Raw genomic sequence first — 19628 nt, forward strand, 5'->3', positions numbered from 1 at the left:
AGACCTCGAAGATTACCGAGCGTGAGCGCGGTTGCCCATCGAATAATTCACGCCACGGGGCCGGTGCGCGGCTCACGCGTACCGGCCCCATCAGGTGTTCATCCGCTGGGAGTTGCCCCTGGGCGGTCCGGCGGCGCGCTGTCCGTCCACACGGACGAGGAGCGCCGCTCCGGGTGCAGGTACGTCTCGAACCGCTCCACCTGGTACCGGACGACCTGCTCCCTTCCGTCGGCCCACGCCGGACCGTGACCGTCGCGCACGCCGTTCAGCAGATCGTCCAGGAGACGCTGCACGGACGAGTCCCGCGCCTCGGACGTGTGCTTGACACCCTCCTGTGCCAGCCGGGAGAGATCCTGGGGGCGGTCGGTGACAACGGCCAGGAAGGTGCCCGGTCGTGGGGACCCCTGGGGCAGGCCGTCCGGCCAGAAGAGGGTGACGCCCGCCAGTTCGTGAGTCTGCGGGTGCCGGTAGAGCTCGTAGCACTCGCCGGGACCGATGCCGACCCCGGACCGTTCGCTCGTCGTCAGCAACGAGATCGTGCCGCGCAGACCGATGTCGAAGACCGAGACGAACCTACGGGCCGTTCCCCGGTTGCGGATCCGGACGACCACCTGGTCGCCGCGGAAGAGATGCTCGCCGGAGCGCTCCAGCGGCCGTTCGGAGCCGTCGGGCAGGAGCCGTACGTAGCCGAAGTCGAGCCCGCCGTCGAGCATTGCCGGCCCCGTGCCGGAGACCAGCTCCCGCACCTGCGCTGCCCTCGCGAGACGCCGCAGGTCGGCGCCGGTCAGTGCGAGTGCCTCCGGGGTACGGGCGCGGGGCCGGTCCACCAAGGGCTCGCCCAGCTCGTCCAGGAGCCCGACGCCGTCGTCGGACAGGACGACGGTGGCCATCACGGGCTCCGGTGCCCCCACGACCCGTACGCGCGCCGCGCTCATGAGGGCCCGGGCCGTGCGTTCGCGGTCCGGATGATCCGCCGGTAACACGGCGATCGCCCTGCGCCCCAGGGACACCCGCAGGGGATGGGCCTCGGTCCCCTCCGGCAGCGCGGGAAACGTGGGGGCGCCGGCCACCGGCCGCAGCCGGGCCCGGCCGTCGGTGACCCGGTCCACCACCGCCGTCGCGAGCGGTGCGCGGGCCTCTCCGCCCGGCCCCACCAGGGCGTAGACGTCGCCCTCCTCGACCGCGAAGAGCTCTGCGGCGTCGATGAACACCCCGTGTCCCGCGGCCAGTACGGGCAGTACGCCACTGCCCGACGTCTCGCGCACGTCGAACAGGAAGCGGTCCGCCGGACCCTCCACGTCCGGGCGCTGGAACGGCTCAAGATGGGCGACGGCGGGCCGCAGCTGCCCGATCAGCTGACGCCAGGTCAGGCGTGCGGCGTCCGGGCGCCGGAGCAGCCGGGCCAGCGAGGCCGTGAGCACCCCATGACGTCCGAGGCCGGGCACGTCGGTCTCGTACGCGCTCTGGTCGGGGGCGCAGGCCACGAGCCGGACGGCCAGGGGATTGGCGTCCACGGCAGGGACACCGGCCCCGCCGAACGCGGCACGTTCCGCCTCCCAGGCTGCACGCGCTTCCTCCCAGGGCGTCCCGCCCGGTCGTGGGTGTGCCCTGGGCAGGGACTTCCCGCGGGCCATGCGTCCCGAGAAGCAGCAGTCGAGGACGGTCGTGACGTTCGCCGTCCGCCGGGTCAGCCGCTCCTGATACCGGCTCAGCGAGGCGGCCAGCAAGCCGCGGAACCCTGTGCCGCCAAGGTCCTGGGGGCACAGGTAGGGGAGCCAGGCCGGTACGGAAGGGTCGTCCGCAGGCGCCGGGTTGCGGGCACGACCGCCGTGCCCGGAGTAGTAGACCAGGGCGGCGTCCCCGGGCCGGCTGTCGGCGATCAGCCTCCGGTACGCGTCCTCGATGCCGTGGCGCGTCGCCCGTTCGCCGGTGAGCAGGGTGGTCTCGAATCCGAAGGGGCCGAGCACGCCGTCCATGAGCTCCACGTCGGCGTCCACACCTGTGAGGCCCCCGGTCTGGCAGCCGATCAGCAATGCCCTTCTGCGCATGTCCGTCCTCTCCGGGGCGGTCGGTCCGCCCGTCAGCCGCCGATGTGGACGAACGGTGCCCAGTGGTAGGGCAGGTCGTCCCGGTCCTCCTCCCGTGCGAAGGGCGGCACTTGGCCGTCCCTCGCCCAGGGTGCCGCCGCCGCGGTGCCCTCCCGTGCCCGTAGGGCCTCGTAGGCGGAATGCCGGCCCGCCGCGCCGAGACCGCGCACCCAGCGCTGGGCGGCGGCCAGGGCCTCCGCCACCCCCAGGCCCCCGGCCAGTCGCTCGTACAGCGCGACCATGGTCAGGCAGCCCGCTTCGTCGTCCACCGGCCACAGCGAGACGACGACGTGCCGGGCGCCCGCCGTCACCGCGGCCCGGGTCAGACCCACGACGTCGCCGCCGATCGTGGCGGTGCCGCGCCCTGTGTGGCACGCCGACAGCACCACCAGGGCCCCGGTCAGGTCGAGTCCCATCAAGTCGCCGACGGCCAGCTGGTCGTGGCCGGCCAGGACGACACGGCCGAGGTTGGGGCCGTGCTCGTCCACCAGACCGTGCGTCGCGAAGTGGAGCACCGAGGCACCCGCCGCCCCGGCGGCCACGTTCCGTGCCGTCGCCTCCGCACCCGTCAACGGAGGACCCGTTCCGAGCAGGCGCGCGACGGCGGCCACCTCCGTCGCCGTGCCCGGCAGCCGGGCCAGGCCCTGCTCCGGGGCGTACGCGGGGTCGCCGACGAGCAGCGCCGGGGCGCCGGGCCGGGGCCGCTCGCCGGCCCCGGGCAGGGTCAGCAGCGCGGCCGACGGCAGGTACGAGACCGTCCGGGACACACCGAGTGGCCGGCCGCGGTGGGGCAGCACGTGGAACGGCAGCAGGGACAGGGGGCCATGGGGGACGACGTACAGCCGCCGGCCCGCGTCGACCGCGGCGGCGACGGGCCCGAGGAGCCGCTCTGCGAGGGCAGACGCCCCCACCCGGTCCACGCCACCGGTGGCGCACGCGGTGTGGAACGCGCGTACATCACAGGCGAAATCGCGTGCGCGGACGGGGAGTTCCCGGTGGTGGACCCGGTCCCGCTCGACGGACCAGACGAGCAGTTCCTGGTCGAACGACTCGTACATGAGCAGGGCCGTGTCGGCGGGCAGAGCCGCCCGCACCTCTTCCAGCAGCGCACCCCGCTCCCCCTGGTGCCGCATGAGCAGCGCGGGCGCGTGGCGGGCCACCTCGGACTCCGCCGCGTCCAGCGCGTCCTCCGCGGCGAGCACCCGCGGGCGCAGGGCGGAACCGGTACGGCCGGCCACGGGCTCCGTGGCGAGCGCCGCGCCCGTCAACTCCTCGTACGCCGCCGCCCATCGGGAGCCCGCCCGCAGCCAGCCGCGGGCGGCGTCCCGGGCGGGCCCGGAAGCCGGCCCGACCAGGGAGCGCAGCGTGTCGACCGCGAAACCGCGGCAGCGGTCGGACAGTTCGAAGGAGGCGGCGAGCGCGGCACCGTCCGAGTACTCCGACGCCAGGGCGAGGCGGGCGCGGACGGCCGTATGGAACATCCCGGCCACATCGACGTGGTCGGTGGCCGCGCTGCGCAACGGGTCCCGGACCAGCTGGGCGGCGTGCCGCTCGAACAGGTCGAGGGCCGTGTCGGAGAGCCGGGCCGCCTCGCGGTGCCGGCCCAGGGCCATCGCGAGTTCCGCCCGGCGGGCCGGGTCCGCCCACGGCCGGTCCGGCGGGCCGGGCCGGCCGACCGCGTCGAGCTCGGCCAGCGCCAGCTCCGCGGTGGCCGGGTCGGCCAGCCGGAGGAAGAGGGAAACCGCGTGGTCGGGGTGGAGATCACCACGGTGGAACAGGTCGAGTGCGACCTCGTGGGCCTCTTCCCAGCAGTCGAGCAGGTACTGGAGGAGGCACCGCAGCAAGTCGTTCCCCTCCCGTTCCGCCGCCGTGAGCGCCAGGGCGAAGTGCCGGCGGGCCTCGTCGCGGTACCCGGCGGCCAGCGCCCGCTGCCCCTCGTGGTACGGGAGCATCAGTGCCGCCTCGCGGGCGGTGGCATGCACCATGGCGATGATCTGCGTGCCCATCGGCGAGACGTCGGTGACCCGCGCCGACAGCCGGCACAGCTCCTCCAGCCGCGCCGCGTCGACGACGGCCAAGTCTGGGTCGCCCAGGGCCTGGACGGTGTTGTCGAAGCCGATCGCCAGGCTCGCGGCGCGCCCGAAGGCGAGTTCGTCGACGGGTCCGTCGCCGAGCCCGGCGATCGCCTCCGCGGTGTCGGCGGCGAGCAACACGGACGATGCCCGGCGGACGTTGAGCCGGTCCGCGAGCTCGACGTGGGCCCGTTCGACGAGTTCGCGTTCCGCCGACGCGTCCAGCGACACGGACAGGCGACGCGCCAGCCGCAGACAGCGCAGCGCCGGCAGGGCCGCGCCCCGGTCCCGCCAGGTGCGGGAGCGCACGACGAGCAGCCGGACCAGACCGCGGGCGAAGCTGCCGCTCCCGTCGGTCCGGGACCAGCGGGACAGCTCGTCGAGCGCCTCGGCCGGGACGTCCTCGCCGCCGCCGATCCGGTCGACGGCCCGGTGCGCCTCCACGAGCCGTGCGAGGGCTCCGGCACCCGACTCCCACGCGGCGCGCCCTGCCGCGTCCAGGAACGCCGTACACATTGTGAAGTCGTCGGCACGACGGGCCAGTTGGGCCCGCCGCAGTGCGATGGCGGCGCGCCCACCGCCGGAGCCGAGCCGGGTGAACAGGGCGTCGGCACGGGCGTAGTGTGCGCGCGCCGATCGGGCATCGGGCGGGACGAGCTCCGGGAGGTCCATGTCCAGGCGCAGGCCGAGCAGTTCGGGCCGGGACATCGGCTCCAGCGCCATGTCCCCTTCGAGGGTGGCCAGTTGGGCGAGGGCCGCCGGGTCGGCGCCCGCGAGGGACCGGGCGGTCTTCAGGGCCGCCGCCGTCTCGTTCCCGAGCCCGGCACGGTGGGCCACGTCCGCCGCGGCGATCCACAGATGGGCGCGTACCGACGGCGGTGCGAGCGTGGCCAGTCGGGCTTCCCACGCCGTGAGCTGGTCCAGCGCCCGCCGGGCCGAGAGGACGTCCTGGGCGGTCCGGGAGTTGTCGGCGACGGCCCGGGCGCTCCTGATGTCGGGTATCAGCCGGGCGGCGACCAGGACGAGGAGGACGGCGTCGGGGTCGGCCACCGGACGGGGTACCGGGCGGGCGGCGCGGTCGACGTCCTCCTCGGACAGCACCGCCCCGCCGTCGCCCGGGAACCAGTTGAGGTCCTGGGCGAGCGCGGCGACGCGGAGCGCGTTCGCCACGTCGTCCACGGCCGTGCGCCCGGCGGATGTGGCCGGTCCCGTGCCGGGGCCCAGGGCCCGCAGCGCGCGTTTCGGTTCGCCCGCGGCGAGCGCGGCTGCCGCCTCGGCCAGGGGGCGTTCCGCCGGCGGGACGCCGCCGGGCGGTGCGGTGCCGTGTCCGGCGAGGAGAAGGGACAGCAGAAGGTCACGGGTCACCACCACGCGGGAGTCTCCTCAGCGGCGTATCGGCGGCAGGGAGAGGGTCAGGACGGCTCTCCGGTGCGCTGGTGAGTCGGGCGTCCGGAGGCGGAAGTCGTCCCACTCCACCGCCCGGTCGGTGTCCGCCAGCGGCGACGCCGTGCGGCCGGTCACCCGGAGCGGGGTGGACGGCTGTCCGTCCGCCGCGTGGAAGCGCACCGTCAGATCGACCCTGGTCCGCAGGCCCACGAGTTCGCCGAAGCCGTCCGTCATCTCGTCGAACGCCTTGCCCGGGCGCCACTGGCTGAAGTTGTAGCCCGCCGACCAGAGCTTGGCCACTCCGCCGACGAACTGGCCGACGCCGGGCCCACCCGAATGGACCGTGACGTCCAAATCCCCCGACAGTCCGGCCGCGGCCGGGCAGTCCTGCCGGGCCGTGAACTCCGCCCGCCCGGTACCTTCCGCCGGTGGTGGACTGTGCCAGTCCACGGTGAACACATAGGAGACGCCGTCCTCCCGGCATTGCATCACCAGCTGCCCGGATCCGGCCGGGCCGTCTTCCGGGCCCTCGGTTAGAACAGGTCCCAGATGTTCCAGGCCCCCATGGCGTGGCCCGCCGCTCCCACGGCCGCCGCCAGCACGATCGCCCCCAGCGCGATCAGCGCCTTCTGCCCGGTGCTCGTGCTCTGCCAGATTCCGGGAGTCGCCCTGCGCGCCGGCCCGGCCTCCACCAGGCCCCGGACTTTTCCCGGAATCGCCACCGGCCCCGGACCGAAGTCCCGCTTCGGGTGGACGACGAGCGCCGCCACCCGGCCGTCCGGGCCTGTGTCCGGTACGTCCCCCGCCTCCGTGGCCAGGTTCAGGAGCAGGGCGCGGCCCGGAGTGCCGGAGAGCAACTCCCCGACGCGTACGGCGAAGCACTCCCGCGACAGGCCGTCCTGCACCGTGTTGATCCAGGACGGGGGCGCGGAGCGAGGCGTCCCGTGGCCGGGATCGCCGTCCGCGGTCTTCTCACCGCCCGCCGGCCCGGCCGGATCGGCCAAGGTCTCCTCCAGGAGCCGCCGGGTCTCGTCCAGCGCGGCGCCGTCGCGCAGCCCCAGCAGCCGTTCGACCTCCTCGGCCGGGAAGTGGCGGTCGAGGCACGCGGCCACCGCGCCCGCGGGCCGCCGGGCGGCGATGTCCTCCAGCCATTGGGCGGCGAACCGGGCGACCCGCGGGGCTGTTTCGTCCGCAGGGCCGCCGGACAGCACCAGAGTGAAGCGCAGGGGCGTGCCCACCGCGTCCGTCCGCTCCGAGCGGATGCCGCTGAGGTAGGCGCGCCAGCCGCCTGCGTCCGACTCGACGAGGAGCGTCGGGTACTCGAAGTCGGCGACGCCCGAGTAGGACCGCCACCATGCGGCGGGGGGCGCGGCGCCGAGGTAGCCGTAGTCCTGGTCCCGGTCCCGGCCGCGGGACATCACATATCCGTCCATCGGTTCCCTTCCCCGGAGGGCCGTCGTCGCGCGGGCTGTGGCGTCGTGGGCTGTCGCACCGGCTAGAACCTCCTGACCCGGTCGCTGTACGTGCGCCTCGCCAAGGTGTCGACGGCCTCGGCGAGGAGGAGTGCCCGCCTCCGGCTGATCTCCGCGAGCCGTGATTTGTCGTCCGCGTCGTCCCGCCGGGCGGCCGTCGTGCCGTTGGCCCACAGCCAGATGCTGCGGAGGAAGCCTTCCGGCTGCCGGGCGAGCGCCTCGGCGTGGAGCGCCAGTTCCTGCCGGTGGATGACTTCTTCCTGCTCCGTCTCCCGGCGGGCGGAGGTGAGCAGCCGGCAGATGGCGATCAGCACGTCCTCCGCGCCGCGCACCGAGATCTTGGCCGGTTTGCGGATGCTGAACCTGGCTTCGAAGGAGAGTCCGCCCGGTGCTTTGGGCGCGGGTTCCCACTCGGCGCTGCGGAGCTCGACACAGCCCAGGGTGTCCACGGGGCAGTAAAGGATCTTCGCGTTGGGGTCGTTGGCCCGGATGACGTCCAGGACGCTTCCGTACACCTGCTGCACCGTTTCGAGCAGCACCTGGCCGGCCGCCACGGTCCCGCCGTTGTCGGCGAAGTAGCTCTCGCACTTGACCGGCACCAGGATCGCCAGTGCGGGTTCGTCCGGCCGCATCAGCCGTTCCGTGGCCCAGTCCTCGGCGACGGACTGCACCTCGGCGGTGTTGAGTGTGGCGGGGAGCGCCCTCCGGTGCCGAGGGGTGGACGCCTCCATCAGTACGGTCGCGTCGATCGGGATGAGCAGCACACTGCTCTCCGCCATGAACTCACGGCACTTCTGCCACTCCTCCTCCTGCTCGGGCGGGCGGTTGGCCGCCTTCAGCCAGCCGCCGGGGAAGTCCAGCAGGGTCAGCCGGAGGCCGGCACCCGATGCCCCGGTCTCCAGCGCCAGGTCGAAGCGGGTCGCTTCCTGGGTCCCGGCCAGTGCGACATGGTCGAAGTGCCCGGCGAGTACGGCACCGTCCAGATCGTCGCGTCGGTTCATGATGCGGATCTCGGTGTCCTTGGTCCGCGGCTTGAGCGTCACCTTGGTCCCGCCGAGAAAGCGCGAGCTGTCGGCCAGGATGGACGCGATGAGTGAGGTCTTGCCGACCCGGCTGGGACCCAGTACGCCGATCTTGAACTCGGGGGCCGGCTGGTTGGTCGGGATCATGCCGTCGCTCCTTCCAGCGTCTCCTGGACGGTCCGGCACGCCGACTCCACCGCGGCGAAGCGGGCGTGACCCGAGTCCAGCCCCTCGTAGACGCCCGGCCACAGCTCGTTGCGGTAGCTCCTGGCAAAGCGGCGCAGGTCGCGCTCGGCGTCGGCCGAGCGGATCAGCAGGTCGTCGAAGTGCTCCATCGCCGACAGCAGCACCGTGGCCGGCGTCATCGACTCGCGCAGCAGGGCCTGCCGCGTCCGGTGGGCAGTCTGCTCGGCGCGCTCGGTGAGGAACTCGTACAACTCCCCCGCTCCGGCCGGACTGATCTCGACCGCGATCTGCGACTGCGGCATGCCGGTCAGAGGGTCCCGCTGCTGTGGGCGGAGCCGCTCCAACTCGCCGTGGACCCTGGGGTGGAGCTGGCTGCGGTAGTCCAGCCGCAGGTCCAGCAGCCCCTGTACGGCCTCCTCCAGGGTGGGGCAGGGCTCCGCCGCGGCCCTGGCGAATCCGGCGAGGGCACGCAGCCCCTCTTCGCCCGGCCGCTCCGCGAGCAGCGTCCCCGTGTGCCCGGCCAGCAGGGCGCTCGCCTTGGTCCACAGCCAGGTGACCCGGCGGTCGAAGTAGACGTCGACCCGGGAGAAGTGGCGTCCGGTCTCCACCCGGATCCGGTGCAGCTCGTCGGCCACGAGCCCGCCGCTGGAGAGCTCTACGCGCATGACGCGCAGTGCCTCCTCGCACCAGGCGGCCCGCGCCGTCTCCGGGTCGTCGTCCTGCCCGCCCGTGCCCAGACCGAGCGTCAGCCAGGAGCGCAGCCCGCGGTGGGCGGCCTCCACGGCGGCCTCGTAGTCGGGGTCCTGGTCCTCCGCGTACGCGTATGTGCGCAGCTCGTCCAGCAGCACCGACAGATCGACGGCCAGGGACCGCCGGAGTTCCTGGACCCGGACTTCGAGGTCCTCGGCCGGTGCCGCGCTGTGCGACCGGGCCCGGGTCAGCGCCTGCCGCGCCTCGGCCAGCACGGCCCCGACCCGCTGCGCAGCCGTCTGCTCGGCCCGGACCGTCCCGTCGAGGATGTCGTCGTCCATGACCGGCAGCGTGTGGGCGAGCCGGTCGAGCAGGGGACCCAGCAGCTGCGCGCCCACCGCCTCGGGATCCTTCGCGTTCGTCTCGCGGACCGTGTACCAGCGGCCGTCCTGACCGCCGTTGACCTCACGTTTGATGTGGTTCCGCAGGGCGGGAGCGCTGCTGTGGTCCTCGGGGGTGCCGACGTTCAGCAGCAGCTCGACGAAGTCCCCCCGCTGCCGGATGAAGCCGCGCACCTCGTCCAGCAGGCTGAGCGCCTTCGCGTCCTCCTTGCCCCAGTACCCCATGCCTTCCACCGGCCGTTTCACCAGCACGACCAGGTCCACTTCGTGGCGCAGCCCGGCGACGTGGTGCTTCTCCGACTGGGCCTCGTTCTCCCCGAGGCCCGGCAGGTCCACGATTCCCAGGCTCGCCACATCGGTGTGCGGGAACGAGCAGTCGATCCGTGCGTCGCGCACGGCGAGGTACGGGCGGGGGCAGTCGTCCCCCGATTCCACCTGCTTGTCGGTGGGGTAGGCGACATAGGGGCGGAGCTCGTCCAGGTCGAGGAGGCGCTCGCCCCCGGTGAGGTCGGCCTCGTACGACCACAGGGCCTGCTGCATCTGCCGTAGTCGCACCAGCAGGGCCACGGGTTCCGAGTCCGCCGAATCCTCCGGCTCCGGGTAGCGCCAGCCCCGGAACTCCTCCAGGGACGCCGGCGCGGCCGGAAGGCCGATCTGGGCGTGGTACGGGTGTACCACCTCGGTCAGGAAGGATTCCGGCCCGTGGAAGCGGAGCACGGCCCGTTCCGGCCCGCGCGTGTGGAAGATCCGGCTGCGGACCGCGGTGACCGGCAGCCCCGAACCGGTGGGGATCTGGGTGTCCGACAGCCCGGATATGGATTGGAGCAGGGTGCTCTTGCCCACCCGGGCGCGGCCGCTGACCCCGATGTTCACGGTGTCCCGGGCGAAGCGGGACGCCGCGGCGCGTAACAGCTCGTGCAGTTCGGCGATCGAGGCCTGGGCCGGTGGGAGGGACGGTGCCGACAGCTGGGCCCTGGACTCGTCGGAGAGATCCGGGTGGGCGGCCAGCATCCGCAGGGACCGGCCCAGTTCGGCCAGTGCCGCGCTGACTGCGCTCCATCGGTGAGTGGCGGCTTCGACCTGCGCCAGCCGTTCCTTGCGTGCGGCGAGCAGGGCAGCCAGACGTACGGCGGTGTTTTCCATGAACGCTTCCCCCGAGGCGTGACGAATTGGTTGGCCAGCCTAGGGCGAGCAGTATGGACCGGGCAGTTGGCGGACGATAGGGGATGAACTATCCGTTGCGCGACGACTTGTTGTGCGCCGGGGGTACGCGCCACGCGCCCCGGCGGGCGAGCCGCGGGATCTTCGGCAGCTGCGGGTGGCTGGACATCCTGGTGACCGGGCGTCCGGACCCGACCGCTCACACCAGACTGTCCCGCCAAGCCCGGTGCAGGTCCGAGAACCGCCCTGTCCCCGCGACGAGTTCGGCCGGGGGGCCGTCCTCGACGATCCGGCCGTGCTCCATGACCAGCACCCGGTCGGCGATCTCGACCGTGGACAACCGGTGGGCGATCACCACCGCGGTACGGCCCCGCAGGACCGTCGACATGGCGCGCTGCACGGCCTGTTCGCCCGGGACGTCGAGGGAACTGGTCGCCTCGTCCAGGATCAGGACCGCCGGGTCGGCGAGCAACGCCCGCGCGAACGCCACGAGTTGGCGCTGACCCGCCGAGATACGGCCGCCCCGTTTGCGTACGTCCGTGTCGTAGCCGTCGGGCAGGGCGCTGATGAAGTCGTGCGCGCCGATCGCCTTCGCGGCCCGCTCGATCTCCTCGCGCGGCGCGTCCGGGCGGCCGATCGCGATGTTCTCGGCGACCGTGCCGGAGAACAGGAACGCCTCCTGCGTCACCATCACCACCCCGCGCCGCAGTTCGGGCCCGGACAGCTCGCGCAGGTCGACGCCGTCGAGCAGCACCCGCCCGTCCGAGGGGTCGTAGAAGCGGGCCAGCAGCTTGGCCAGGGTGGACTTGCCGGCGCCGGTGGAGCCGACCACGGCGACCGTCTGTCCGGCGGGGAGCGTGAGGTCGAAGACGGGGAGGACCTCGCCGCCGGTGCGGTAGGCGAAGCGGACCCCGTCGAAGACCACCTCGCGGCCGGGCTGCTCCGACTCGAGTGCGGGGAGCTGTACGGGAGTCGAGGGCTCGGGGACCGAGGGTGTCTGGGCCAGCAGGCCCGCGATCTTCTCCAGGGAGGCGGCGGCCGACTGGTAGGAGTTGAGGAACATGCCGAGCCGGTCGATCGGGTCGTAGAGCCGTCGTAGATACAGCACTGCGGCGGCCAGGACGCCCAGTTCCAGTGAGCCGTCCGCGACCCGGCTCGCGCCCCACAGCACGATCACCGCGACCGCCGTGTTGGCGACCAGGCGGGAGCCGGTGACATAGCGGGCCATCTCCAACAGGGCGTCGCCGTTGGACCGTTCGTGCCGCTGGTTGAGGATCCGGAAGTCGGCGTCGTTCACCGCCTCGCGCCGGAACGCGCGCACCGGGCGGATGCCGTTCATCGTCTCCACGAACTTCACGATCACCCGCGCGATCGCCGTGGACCGCACCGCGTACACCCGTACCGCGCGCCGCTGGTAGACCCGCACCAGCAGATACAGCGGCACGAAGGACGCCACCGCGACCGCGCCGAGCCCCAGGTCCAGCCAGAGCAGCATCGCCGAGATGTAGACGAACGACAGGATGACCGTGATCAGCTCCTGGAGACCCTCGCTGAGCAGCTCGCGCAGCGCCTCGACGTCCGTGGTGGAACGGGAGATGAGCCGGCCGGAGGTGTAGCGCTCGTGGAAGTCGATGCTCAGCGCCTGCGCGTGCCGGAAGATCCGGCCGCGCAGATCGGCAGCACGTCCTGGTTGACGCGGGCGGAGGCGCCGATGAACGCGTACTGGAGTCCGCCGGAGAGCAGCGCGCAGAGCAGATAACCGACGGCCACGGCGATCAGCGGCCCGTGGTCGTGATCGCGGAAGGCGGGCACCGCGCGGTCGATGGCGTACGCCACCAGCAGCGGGCCCACCTGCACGGCCGCCTGCTGGAGCAGCAGGAGGAGGGTGGTGACGGTGACGCGGGCCTTCATGGGCGCGAGCAGGGAACGCAGCAGCGCGGTGGTCGCACCCGGGGGAGTGGGCAGGACGTCGTGGTCGAAGGGGTCGCCCGCGGCGGGCGGGTGTGGGGGGTCGGGGGTGTTGTCGGTGGTGGGCGCCGATGTGGTGGGGGCGGTCATCGTTCGTCCTCCTGCTCCGGGTTGGCCGACTGGACGCCCGACATCAAGTGCGCGTACTCCGCGTTCGTGCGCAGGAGTTCCTGGTGGGTGCCCACCGCCGTGATACGGCCCTCCGACAGCAGGGCCACGCGGTCGGCGAGCAGGACCGTGGACGGGCGGTGGGCCACGATCAACGCCGTGGTGTCGGCGAGGACGTCGCGCAGCGCGGCTTCTACGGCGGCCTCGGTGTGGACGTCCAGTGCGGACAGCGGGTCGTCCAGGACGAGGAAGCGGGGCTTGCCGACCACCGCCCTTGCCAGCGCGAGGCGTTGGCGCTGGCCGCCGGAGAGGCTCAGGCCCTGTTCGCCGACCTTGGTGTCCGTGCCCTGGGGGAGCGCGTGGGCGAAATCCGCCTGCGCTACGGCCAGTGCGCGGTCCAACTCCGGTTGTCCCGCGCCCTCTTCGGCGCCCATCAGGACGTTGTCGCCGACGCTGGTCGAGAACAGGGTCGGTTCCTCGAAGGCCACGGAAACGAGTGCGCGCAGTTCCTCGCGGGGCATCGCCGTGATGTCCTCGCCGTCCAGGGTGATGTGGCCCGATGTCACCTCGTGGAGGCGCGGGACGAGGGCGGTGAGGGTCGTCTTGCCTGTGCCGGTGGCGCCGACCAGGGCCATGGATTCGCCCGGTCTGATGTGCAGGTCTATGCGGTCGAGGATGGGTGGGGAATCCGGTGGGGCGTCCGGGTAGCGGAAGGAGACTGAGGTGAAGCGGATGCCGTCGTTGTTGGGTGCACCGCCGTTGGGGCTGGTCGCGCAGTTCCCCGCGCCCCTGAAGGGCGCCTCCTCCACCGGAGTCAAATGAGTCTCCGGTGATTCATCCATTACCTCGAAGAATCGCTCCGTCGCCGTTGCCGCCTCCTGGCTCATCGCCAGGAGGAAGCCGATCGACTCGACCGGCCACCGGAGTGCGAGTGCCGTGGAGAGGAAGGCCACCAGCGTGCCCGCGGACAGGCTGCCGTCCGCGACCTGCACCGTGCCCAGGACCAGCGTCGCCCCGAGTGCCAGCTCTGGGAGGGTCACGATGACGCCCCAGATCGTGGCGAGGAGGCGGGCCTTGTGCAATTCGGTGCCGCGGAGCTTCCGCGACAGTTCACGGAACGCCCTGGCCTGGCTGCGGTGGCGGCCGAAGCCCTTGATGATGCGGATGCCGAGGACGCTCTCCTCGACGACCGTGGTCAGGTCGCCGACCTGGTCCTGCGCGAGGCGCGCCACGTGCGCGTACCGCCGCTCGAAGATCACGCAGGTGACGATCACCGGCACGGCGGGCCCCAGGATCACCAGTCCCAGTGTCCAGTCCTGGAGCAGCATGATGATCACGCCCACCAGGATCGTCACGGCGTTGACCAGCAGGAATGTGAGGGGGAAGGCGAGGAACATGCGCAGCAGCATGAGGTCGGTCGTGCCCCGGGAGAGGAGCTGGCCGGATGGCCATCTGTCGTGGAAGGCCACAGGGAGCCGTTGAAGATGGCGGTAGAGATCCGCTCGCATCTCCGCCTCCACCCGTGACAACGGCCGGGCCACCAGCCAGCGCCGCAGCCCGAACAGGCCCGCCTCCGCGATGCCGAGCAGCAGCAGATACAGCGCCCCCAGCCACACGCCCGCCGAGTCCCGGTCGGCGACCGGGCCGTCCACCATCCACTTCAGGACGAGCGGGAACACCAGCCCTGTACAGGACGCGACGACGGCCACCCCGGCCGCGGCGAACAGCCGTACCCGCACGGGGCGGACGTACGGCCACAGCCGCGCGAGCGTACGGGCGGCGGATCGGTCCTTGGTGGGTGCATGCGTTGTCGACATCACGGGCGAGCCTACGGACCACCACTGACAGTGCCCACCGAGTTTTGGCCGGACCCGGATCCGCCGCTGGTCCTACGACCTGCGGGTCCGGGGGGTCGTAGCGGCGCATCAACCGATCGGTTGATGCGCGGTCGAGCGCGATGGGCGATGTGGCCGACCCGGCCCCGGCGGGACCCTCGGAACATGTCAGCCACACCTGTCATCGAAGTCACCGCACTGCGCAAGTCCTACGGCGGCCGGGCCGTCGTGGACGGTGTCTCGTTCGCCGTCGAGGAGGGCGAGATCTTCGGGATCCTCGGCCCGAACGGCGCCGGCAAGACCACCACCGTCGAGTGCGTCGAGGGCCTGCGGGTCCCGGACGCGGGCCGGGTCCGTGTCACCGGCCTGGACCCGGTCGCCGACCACGAGCAGGTCGCCCGCGTCCTCGGCGCCCAGCTCCAGGAGAGCGAACTCCAGGCCAAGCTCACCGTCCGCGAGGCCCTGGAGCTGTACGCGGCCCTCTATCCGCATCCCGCCGACTGGCGGCCGCTGGCCGAACGCCTCGGTCTGACCGACAAGTTGACCACCCGGTTCGCGAAGCTGTCCGGCGGCCAGAAGCAGCGCCTGTTCATCGCGCTCGCGCTGATCGGCAACCCCCGGGTCGTCGTCCTGGACGAACTGACCACCGGGCTCGACCCGCGCGCCCGCCGCGACACCTGGCAGCTCATCGAGGACGTCCGGGCCGGCGGGGTCACCGTGCTGCTCGTCACCCATTTCATGGAGGAGGCGCAGCGCCTCTGCGACCGGATCGCCGTGATCGACCAGGGCAAGGTGGCCGCACTGGACACCCCGGACGGGCTGATCCGCCGCTCGGCCGGCTCCACCGTCATCAGCTTCACGCCCTCCGCGCCGCTCGACGACGGCGACCTGAACGCGCTGCCCGCGCTCACCTCCGTGGCCCGCAAGGACGGCCGGATCACGCTCTCCGGCACTGACGAGACCGTCAACGCCGTCATCACCCTGCTCGCCCGCGGCCATATCACCGCCCACCAACTCCGGGTCTCCGACGCCACGTTGGACGACGCCTTCCTGGACCTGACGGAGGTCGCCCGATGAACACCGCAGTCCTGCGCACCGAGTTGCGCCTCTTCCGCCGTGAACCGGGCGCCCTCTTCTGGATCCTGGCCTTCCCCACCCTGCTCCTGGTGATCCTGGGCTCCATCCCGGGCTTCCGCCACCACCAGGCCGACCTCGGCGGCCTGCGCACGATCGACGTGTACGTCCCGGTCACCGTCCTGCTCGGCATGATCGTCGGCGCGCTCCAGTCGATGCCGCAGACCCTCACCGGCTACCGCGAACGCGGCATCCTGCGCCGGATGTCCGCCACGCCGGTCCGCCCCTCCGCCCTCCTCTCCGCCCAGATGGTGGTCTACGGCGCGGCGGCCCTGGCCTCCGCCCTGCTCGCGCTGACCGTCGGCCGCCTCGCCTTCGACGTACGGCTCCCCAAGCAGGCCTTCGGCTATCTCCTCGCCCTGCTCCTGGCGATCCTCGCCGCGCTCGCGCTGGGCGCGGTGGTGTCTGCGCTGTCGCGGACGACGAAGATCGCGGGCGCCATCGGGTCGGCGGTGTTCTTCCCGATGATGTTCTGCGCGGGGGTCTGGATCCCGGTGAACTCCATGCCGGACGTCATGGCCCGCATCGTCGGCTACACGCCGTTCGGGGCCGCCGCCGAGGCCCTGAACCGGGCGGCGGCCGGGCACTGGCCCGGCTGGACACACCTGGGCGTCCTGGTGGCCTGGACCGTCCTGCTGACGGTCGGCGCCTCGCGCTGGTTCCGCTGGGAGTAGGGGCGGTGGCCGTGCAGACTGGGGAGATGACCACCAGGGACCGGCAGATCGAACGCCGCTGGGAACAACTGCACACCTGGGGGCCGTACGGGCTGCTCGGTATCAGTGTCGTCCTCGCGCTCGCCTCCTCCGGTCTGTTCGACTACAGCGCCGCCCAGTGGTGGGCCGGCTGGTCCCTGGCCGGTTTCGCGCTCGTCCTCCAGCTGTGGTGGCACGCCGTCCGGGTCCGCCGTCCCGGGCGCGGCCGGACCCCCTCGCGGACGGGGACGGCGTACTACGTCGTCCGCTGGGCCGTCGCCTTCGTCCTCACCTGGATCGACCCGTTCTTCGCGTTCTACGCGGCCTCAGGCTTCATGGACGCCGACGAGCTGATCCCGGGCACGGTGGGGCAGCGGGTCGGGCTGTTCGCGAGCGCGGTCACCGTGGCCGGAGCGCAGGCCGGCGGGCTGCCGCTCGGGAGCGGGCTCCAGTGGATCCTCTTCGCGGCGCTCGTGCTCGCCAACTCCGTTCTCCAGATGGCGATCGCCCACATGACCGAGCAGGAGGCCCGGCGCGCCCGCGAGCGCACCGAGACCATCACCGAACTCGAACGCACCAACACCGCCCTGCAACAGGCCCTGGACGAGAACGCCGCCCTGCACGCCCAACTCCTCGTCCAGGCAAGGGAGGCCGGGGTCGCCGACGAACGCCGCCGGCTGGCCGCCGAGATCCACGACACCATCGCCCAGGGCCTGACCGGCATCATCGCCCAGCTCCAAGTCGTGGCGAATGCACCGAACTTGACGACCGCACGCACTCACCTCGACCGCGCCGCCACCCTCGCCCGGCACAGCCTCGGCGAGGCCCGCCGTTCCGTGCAGAACCTCGCGCCGATCGCCCTGGAGAACGACGGACTGCCCGAGGCGCTGAAGAACACGGTCGCCGAGTGGGGCGAACGCACCGGAGTCCGCGCCGAGTTCACCGTCACCGGCATCGCCGAACAGCTCCACGACGAGGTCTCGGCGACCCTGCTGCGCATCGCCCAGGAGGCCCTGTCGAACGCGGCCCGGCACGCCCGGGCCACCCGGGTCGGCGTCACGCTCTCCTTCCTCGGCGAGGACGTCATCCTCGACATCCGCGACGACGGCCAGGGCTTCGACCCGCTCGCGCTGCCCGAACGCACCCGCACCGGCGGCTTCGGCCTCGACGGCATGCGGGCCCGCGCCGAGCGCATCGCGGGCACGCTCGCGGTCGAGTCCGAGCCCGGTCACGGCACCGCCCTGTCGGCTCGCGTACCGTTGGTCCGCCATGAGTGACGAGCCCCTGATCTCCCTGCTGATCGTCGACGACCATCCCGTCGTACGGGACGGTCTGCGCGGCATGTTCGAGTCCGCGCCCGGATTCCGCGTCCTGGGCGAGGCGTCGAACGGCGTCGAGGCCGTGGAGCGTGCCGCCGCCCTGGACCCGGACGTGATCCTGATGGACCTGCGGATGCCGGCCGGCGGGGGAGTCGACGCCATCCGGGAGCTGACTCGCCGCGCCGCCCGCGCGAAGGTGCTCGTGCTGACGACGTACGACACCGACTCCGACACGCTGCCCGCGATCGAGGCGGGCGCGACCGGCTATCTGCTGAAGGACGCGCCCCGCGACGAGCTGTTCACCGCCGTCCGCGCGGCGGCGGAAGGCCGTACGGTCCTCTCGCCCGCCGTCGCCTCCCGCCTCGTCTCCGCGGTGCGCGGCCCGCAGACCCCCGGCAACGAACCGCTCTCCGCCCGCGAACGCGAAGTGCTGGCGCTCGTCGCCAAGGGCACCTCCAACCGCGAGATCGCCCGCGAACTCTTCATCAGCGAGGCGACCGTCAAGACCCATCTCACCCACCTGTACGGCAAGTTGGGCGTCAAGGACCGCGCGGCGGCGGTGGCTACGGCGTACGACCGGGGGATCCTCGGCTAGGACCTAGACCTAGACCTAGGCCGTGTCCGGGTAGGGGAGGAGGCCGGAGGCGATGTGCTCCCAGGCGGCCTTCAGTTCGGCGAGCAACTCCGGCTTGTCCGGGGCGAGATCGGCCTGCTCGCGCAGATCGGCGGCGAGGTCGAAGAGGTGGTCGTCGCCGTCCTCGTCCTGGTAGTACTTCCAACCGCCGCGCCGCAGCGCCCGGTTGGCCTCCACCCGCCAGAACAGGTCCCGCTCGGGCAGCTCCTCGCCCTTCAGCAGATAGCCCGCCAGGCTCGTGCCGTCCAGCGGATACGCGGGGTCGGGGCGGGCGCCGGCCAGTTCCAGGAAGGTCGCGGTCCAGTCGGGGGAGAAGTTCGGTTCGTGGCTGACCTGGTTGCCGTCGATGCGGTGCGGCCAGCGCAGGATCGTCGGCACCCGGATGCCGCCCTCCTGGAGCACGAACTTCTCGCCGCTCAACGGCCAGAGATACGACCAGCGTTCACCGCCGTTGTCGCTGGCGAAGTACACCAGCGTGTGCTCCTCCTGCCCGGACCGGCGCAGCGCGGCCAGCACCTCGCCGACGGCCGCGTCCAGGCTCTGCACCATCTCCGTGTACTTCGCGACCGAGCCGCCGTCCCACTGGTTGAGGGCGTCGCTGATCTCCAGCTGGCTCGTCGCCGCCCGGATCTTGGCGGCGATCTCGGCACCGGTCTCCGCGTCGCCCTCGGCGAGCCAGGGCCAGTGCGGGGTGGTGAAGTTGAGGTTCAGCAGCCACGGCTTGGCGTGCTCCCGGCCGACGTACTCCACCGCCCGCTCGGTCAGCACCTGCGTGTAGTAGCGCAGGTCCTGGTAGGTGGCGTCACCCTCGTAGAGGTCGTAGTCGCCGAGCTGGCCGAGCTTGGAGAAGTACTCCAGCACACCGCCGTGGTTGCCGAAGAACTCGTCCCAGCCCGACTTCGTGGGGCTGTACTGGGGCAGCCAGCCGCAGTGCCACTTGCCGATCATGGCGGTGGAGTAGCCCGCCTTCCGCAGCAGCGAGGCGAGGGTCGGGTGGCTGGGGTCGAGTCCCTGCGACCGGTTGTTGATCGGCTCGGCCAGCCCGCCCGGCGTACGGCCCGGATAGCGTCCGGTGTAGAGGCTGAACCGGGTCGGTGAGCAGGTCGCCGACCCCGAGTACGCGTCGGTGAACCGCACCCCCTGCCGGGCCAGCCGGTCCAGGTTCGGCGTCTTGATGTGCGGGGCGCCGTAGGAGGAGAGGTCGGCCCAGCCCAGGTCGTCGCCAAGGATGACGAGGAGGTTGGGACGTCTCCCGGAGGCGGCGGGGCGGGCCCTGAACGGGCGTTCCGCGGGGGCCTGTTCGGCGGCCTCGGCGCCGGCGGCCGTACCGGCGACAGCGGTGACAGCACCGCCACCGACGAGGCCACCGAAGGCGCGTCGCGTTAATTCGGGCATGCGGGTTCCTTTGGGGAGGCAGTGGAATCGACGGGGGCGTGCCCTCCATGCGATCAGCCGACCCAC

At 72.4% G+C, this 19628-nt stretch carries 12 protein-coding genes and 1 pseudogene; 4 read left to right on the forward strand and 9 right to left on the reverse strand.

Going from position 1 to position 19628, the window contains the following annotated elements; genetic code table 11:
* Positions 1-98 precede the first annotated feature (98 nt).
* The 8 genes and pseudogenes from SSP08S_RS46235 to SSP08S_RS46270 all read right to left on the reverse strand — a co-directional run bounded on the left by SSP08S_RS46235 (position 99) and on the right by SSP08S_RS46270 (position 14370).
* Complete coding sequence (locus SSP08S_RS46235) at positions 99-2048, reverse strand: caspase family protein (RefSeq protein WP_078532772.1); 1950 nt, start codon at positions 2046-2048, stop codon at positions 99-101.
* Between the two features lie 32 nt (positions 2049-2080).
* Positions 2081-5530 (reverse strand): CHAT domain-containing protein, encoded by a 3450-nt coding sequence (locus SSP08S_RS46240; protein ID WP_019074468.1) that lies wholly within the window; start codon positions 5528-5530, stop codon positions 2081-2083.
* 12 nt (positions 5531-5542) lie between these two features.
* Positions 5543-6034: a hypothetical protein gene (locus SSP08S_RS46245; protein WP_019074469.1), complete on the reverse strand. Its 492-nt coding sequence runs from the start codon at positions 6032-6034 to the stop codon at positions 5543-5545.
* Between the two features lie 44 nt (positions 6035-6078).
* Entirely contained in the window at positions 6079-6978 is a 900-nt protein-coding gene (locus tag SSP08S_RS46250) for a hypothetical protein (RefSeq protein WP_019074470.1), read from the reverse strand.
* A 62-nt stretch (positions 6979-7040) separates the two neighbouring features.
* On the reverse strand, positions 7041-8186 hold the full coding sequence (locus SSP08S_RS46255) for a GTPase (protein WP_019074471.1): 1146 nt from the start codon (positions 8184-8186) through the stop codon (positions 7041-7043).
* Positions 8183-10459: a hypothetical protein gene (locus SSP08S_RS46260; RefSeq protein ID WP_019074472.1), complete on the reverse strand. Its 2277-nt coding sequence runs from the start codon at positions 10457-10459 to the stop codon at positions 8183-8185. Before SSP08S_RS46260 ends, SSP08S_RS46255 begins: the two co-directional genes overlap by 4 nt.
* Positions 10460-10676: 217 nt before the next feature.
* Positions 10677-12535, reverse strand: a pseudogene (locus tag SSP08S_RS57340) (ABC transporter ATP-binding protein).
* Positions 12532-14370: an ABC transporter ATP-binding protein gene (locus SSP08S_RS46270; RefSeq protein WP_019074473.1), complete on the reverse strand. Its 1839-nt coding sequence runs from the start codon at positions 14368-14370 to the stop codon at positions 12532-12534. Before SSP08S_RS46270 ends, SSP08S_RS57340 begins: the two are co-directional and overlap by 4 nt.
* A 183-nt stretch (positions 14371-14553) precedes the next feature.
* On the opposite strand from SSP08S_RS46270, the gene SSP08S_RS46275 reads away from it, so the two are divergent.
* The 4 genes from SSP08S_RS46275 to SSP08S_RS46290 are packed head-to-tail and all read left to right on the forward strand — an operon-like array spanning position 14554 to position 18128.
* Positions 14554-15465, forward strand: a complete 912-nt coding sequence (locus tag SSP08S_RS46275) for an ABC transporter ATP-binding protein (RefSeq protein ID WP_019074474.1) — start codon at positions 14554-14556, stop codon at positions 15463-15465.
* The gene (locus SSP08S_RS46280; RefSeq protein ID WP_019074475.1) at positions 15462-16196 is read left to right on the forward strand and encodes an ABC transporter permease; all 735 of its coding nucleotides are present in this window, start codon (positions 15462-15464) and stop codon (positions 16194-16196) included. The genes SSP08S_RS46275 and SSP08S_RS46280 overlap by 4 nt, the downstream gene beginning before the upstream one ends.
* Positions 16197-16222: 26 nt before the next feature.
* Positions 16223-17491: a sensor histidine kinase gene (locus SSP08S_RS46285; RefSeq protein ID WP_019074476.1), complete on the forward strand. Its 1269-nt coding sequence runs from the start codon at positions 16223-16225 to the stop codon at positions 17489-17491.
* Positions 17484-18128, forward strand: coding sequence for a response regulator (locus SSP08S_RS46290; RefSeq protein WP_019074477.1), 645 nt, complete (start codon positions 17484-17486; stop codon positions 18126-18128). Before SSP08S_RS46285 ends, SSP08S_RS46290 begins: the two co-directional genes overlap by 8 nt.
* 15 nt (positions 18129-18143) lie before the next feature.
* On the opposite strand, the gene SSP08S_RS46295 is transcribed toward SSP08S_RS46290, so the two are convergent.
* Complete coding sequence (locus tag SSP08S_RS46295; protein WP_019074478.1) at positions 18144-19562, reverse strand: sulfatase family protein; 1419 nt, start codon at positions 19560-19562, stop codon at positions 18144-18146.
* Positions 19563-19628 lie beyond the last annotated feature (66 nt).

Origin of the sequence: Streptomyces hokutonensis, assembly GCF_000376565.1 — a bacterium.
Taxonomy (GTDB): domain Bacteria; phylum Actinomycetota; class Actinomycetes; order Streptomycetales; family Streptomycetaceae; genus Streptomyces; species Streptomyces hokutonensis.

Coding starts and splice junctions, on each gene's coding strand:
- SSP08S_RS46235 (WP_078532772.1), bottom strand. CDS start 2,048: ATGCGCAGAAGGGCATTGCTGATCGGCTGCCAGACCGGGGGCCTCACA.
- SSP08S_RS46245 (WP_019074469.1), bottom strand. CDS start 6,034: ATGCAATGCCGGGAGGACGGCGTCTCCTATGTGTTCACCGTGGACTGG.
- SSP08S_RS46250 (WP_019074470.1), bottom strand. CDS start 6,978: ATGGACGGATATGTGATGTCCCGCGGCCGGGACCGGGACCAGGACTAC.
- SSP08S_RS46255 (WP_019074471.1), bottom strand. CDS start 8,186: ATGATCCCGACCAACCAGCCGGCCCCCGAGTTCAAGATCGGCGTACTG.
- SSP08S_RS46260 (WP_019074472.1), bottom strand. CDS start 10,459: ATGGAAAACACCGCCGTACGTCTGGCTGCCCTGCTCGCCGCACGCAAG.
- SSP08S_RS46270 (WP_019074473.1), bottom strand. CDS start 14,370: ATGTCGACAACGCATGCACCCACCAAGGACCGATCCGCCGCCCGTACG.
- SSP08S_RS46275 (WP_019074474.1), top strand. CDS start 14,554: ATGTCAGCCACACCTGTCATCGAAGTCACCGCACTGCGCAAGTCCTAC.
- SSP08S_RS46280 (WP_019074475.1), top strand. CDS start 15,462: ATGAACACCGCAGTCCTGCGCACCGAGTTGCGCCTCTTCCGCCGTGAA.
- SSP08S_RS46285 (WP_019074476.1), top strand. CDS start 16,223: ATGACCACCAGGGACCGGCAGATCGAACGCCGCTGGGAACAACTGCAC.
- SSP08S_RS46290 (WP_019074477.1), top strand. CDS start 17,484: ATGAGTGACGAGCCCCTGATCTCCCTGCTGATCGTCGACGACCATCCC.
- SSP08S_RS46295 (WP_019074478.1), bottom strand. CDS start 19,562: ATGCCCGAATTAACGCGACGCGCCTTCGGTGGCCTCGTCGGTGGCGGT.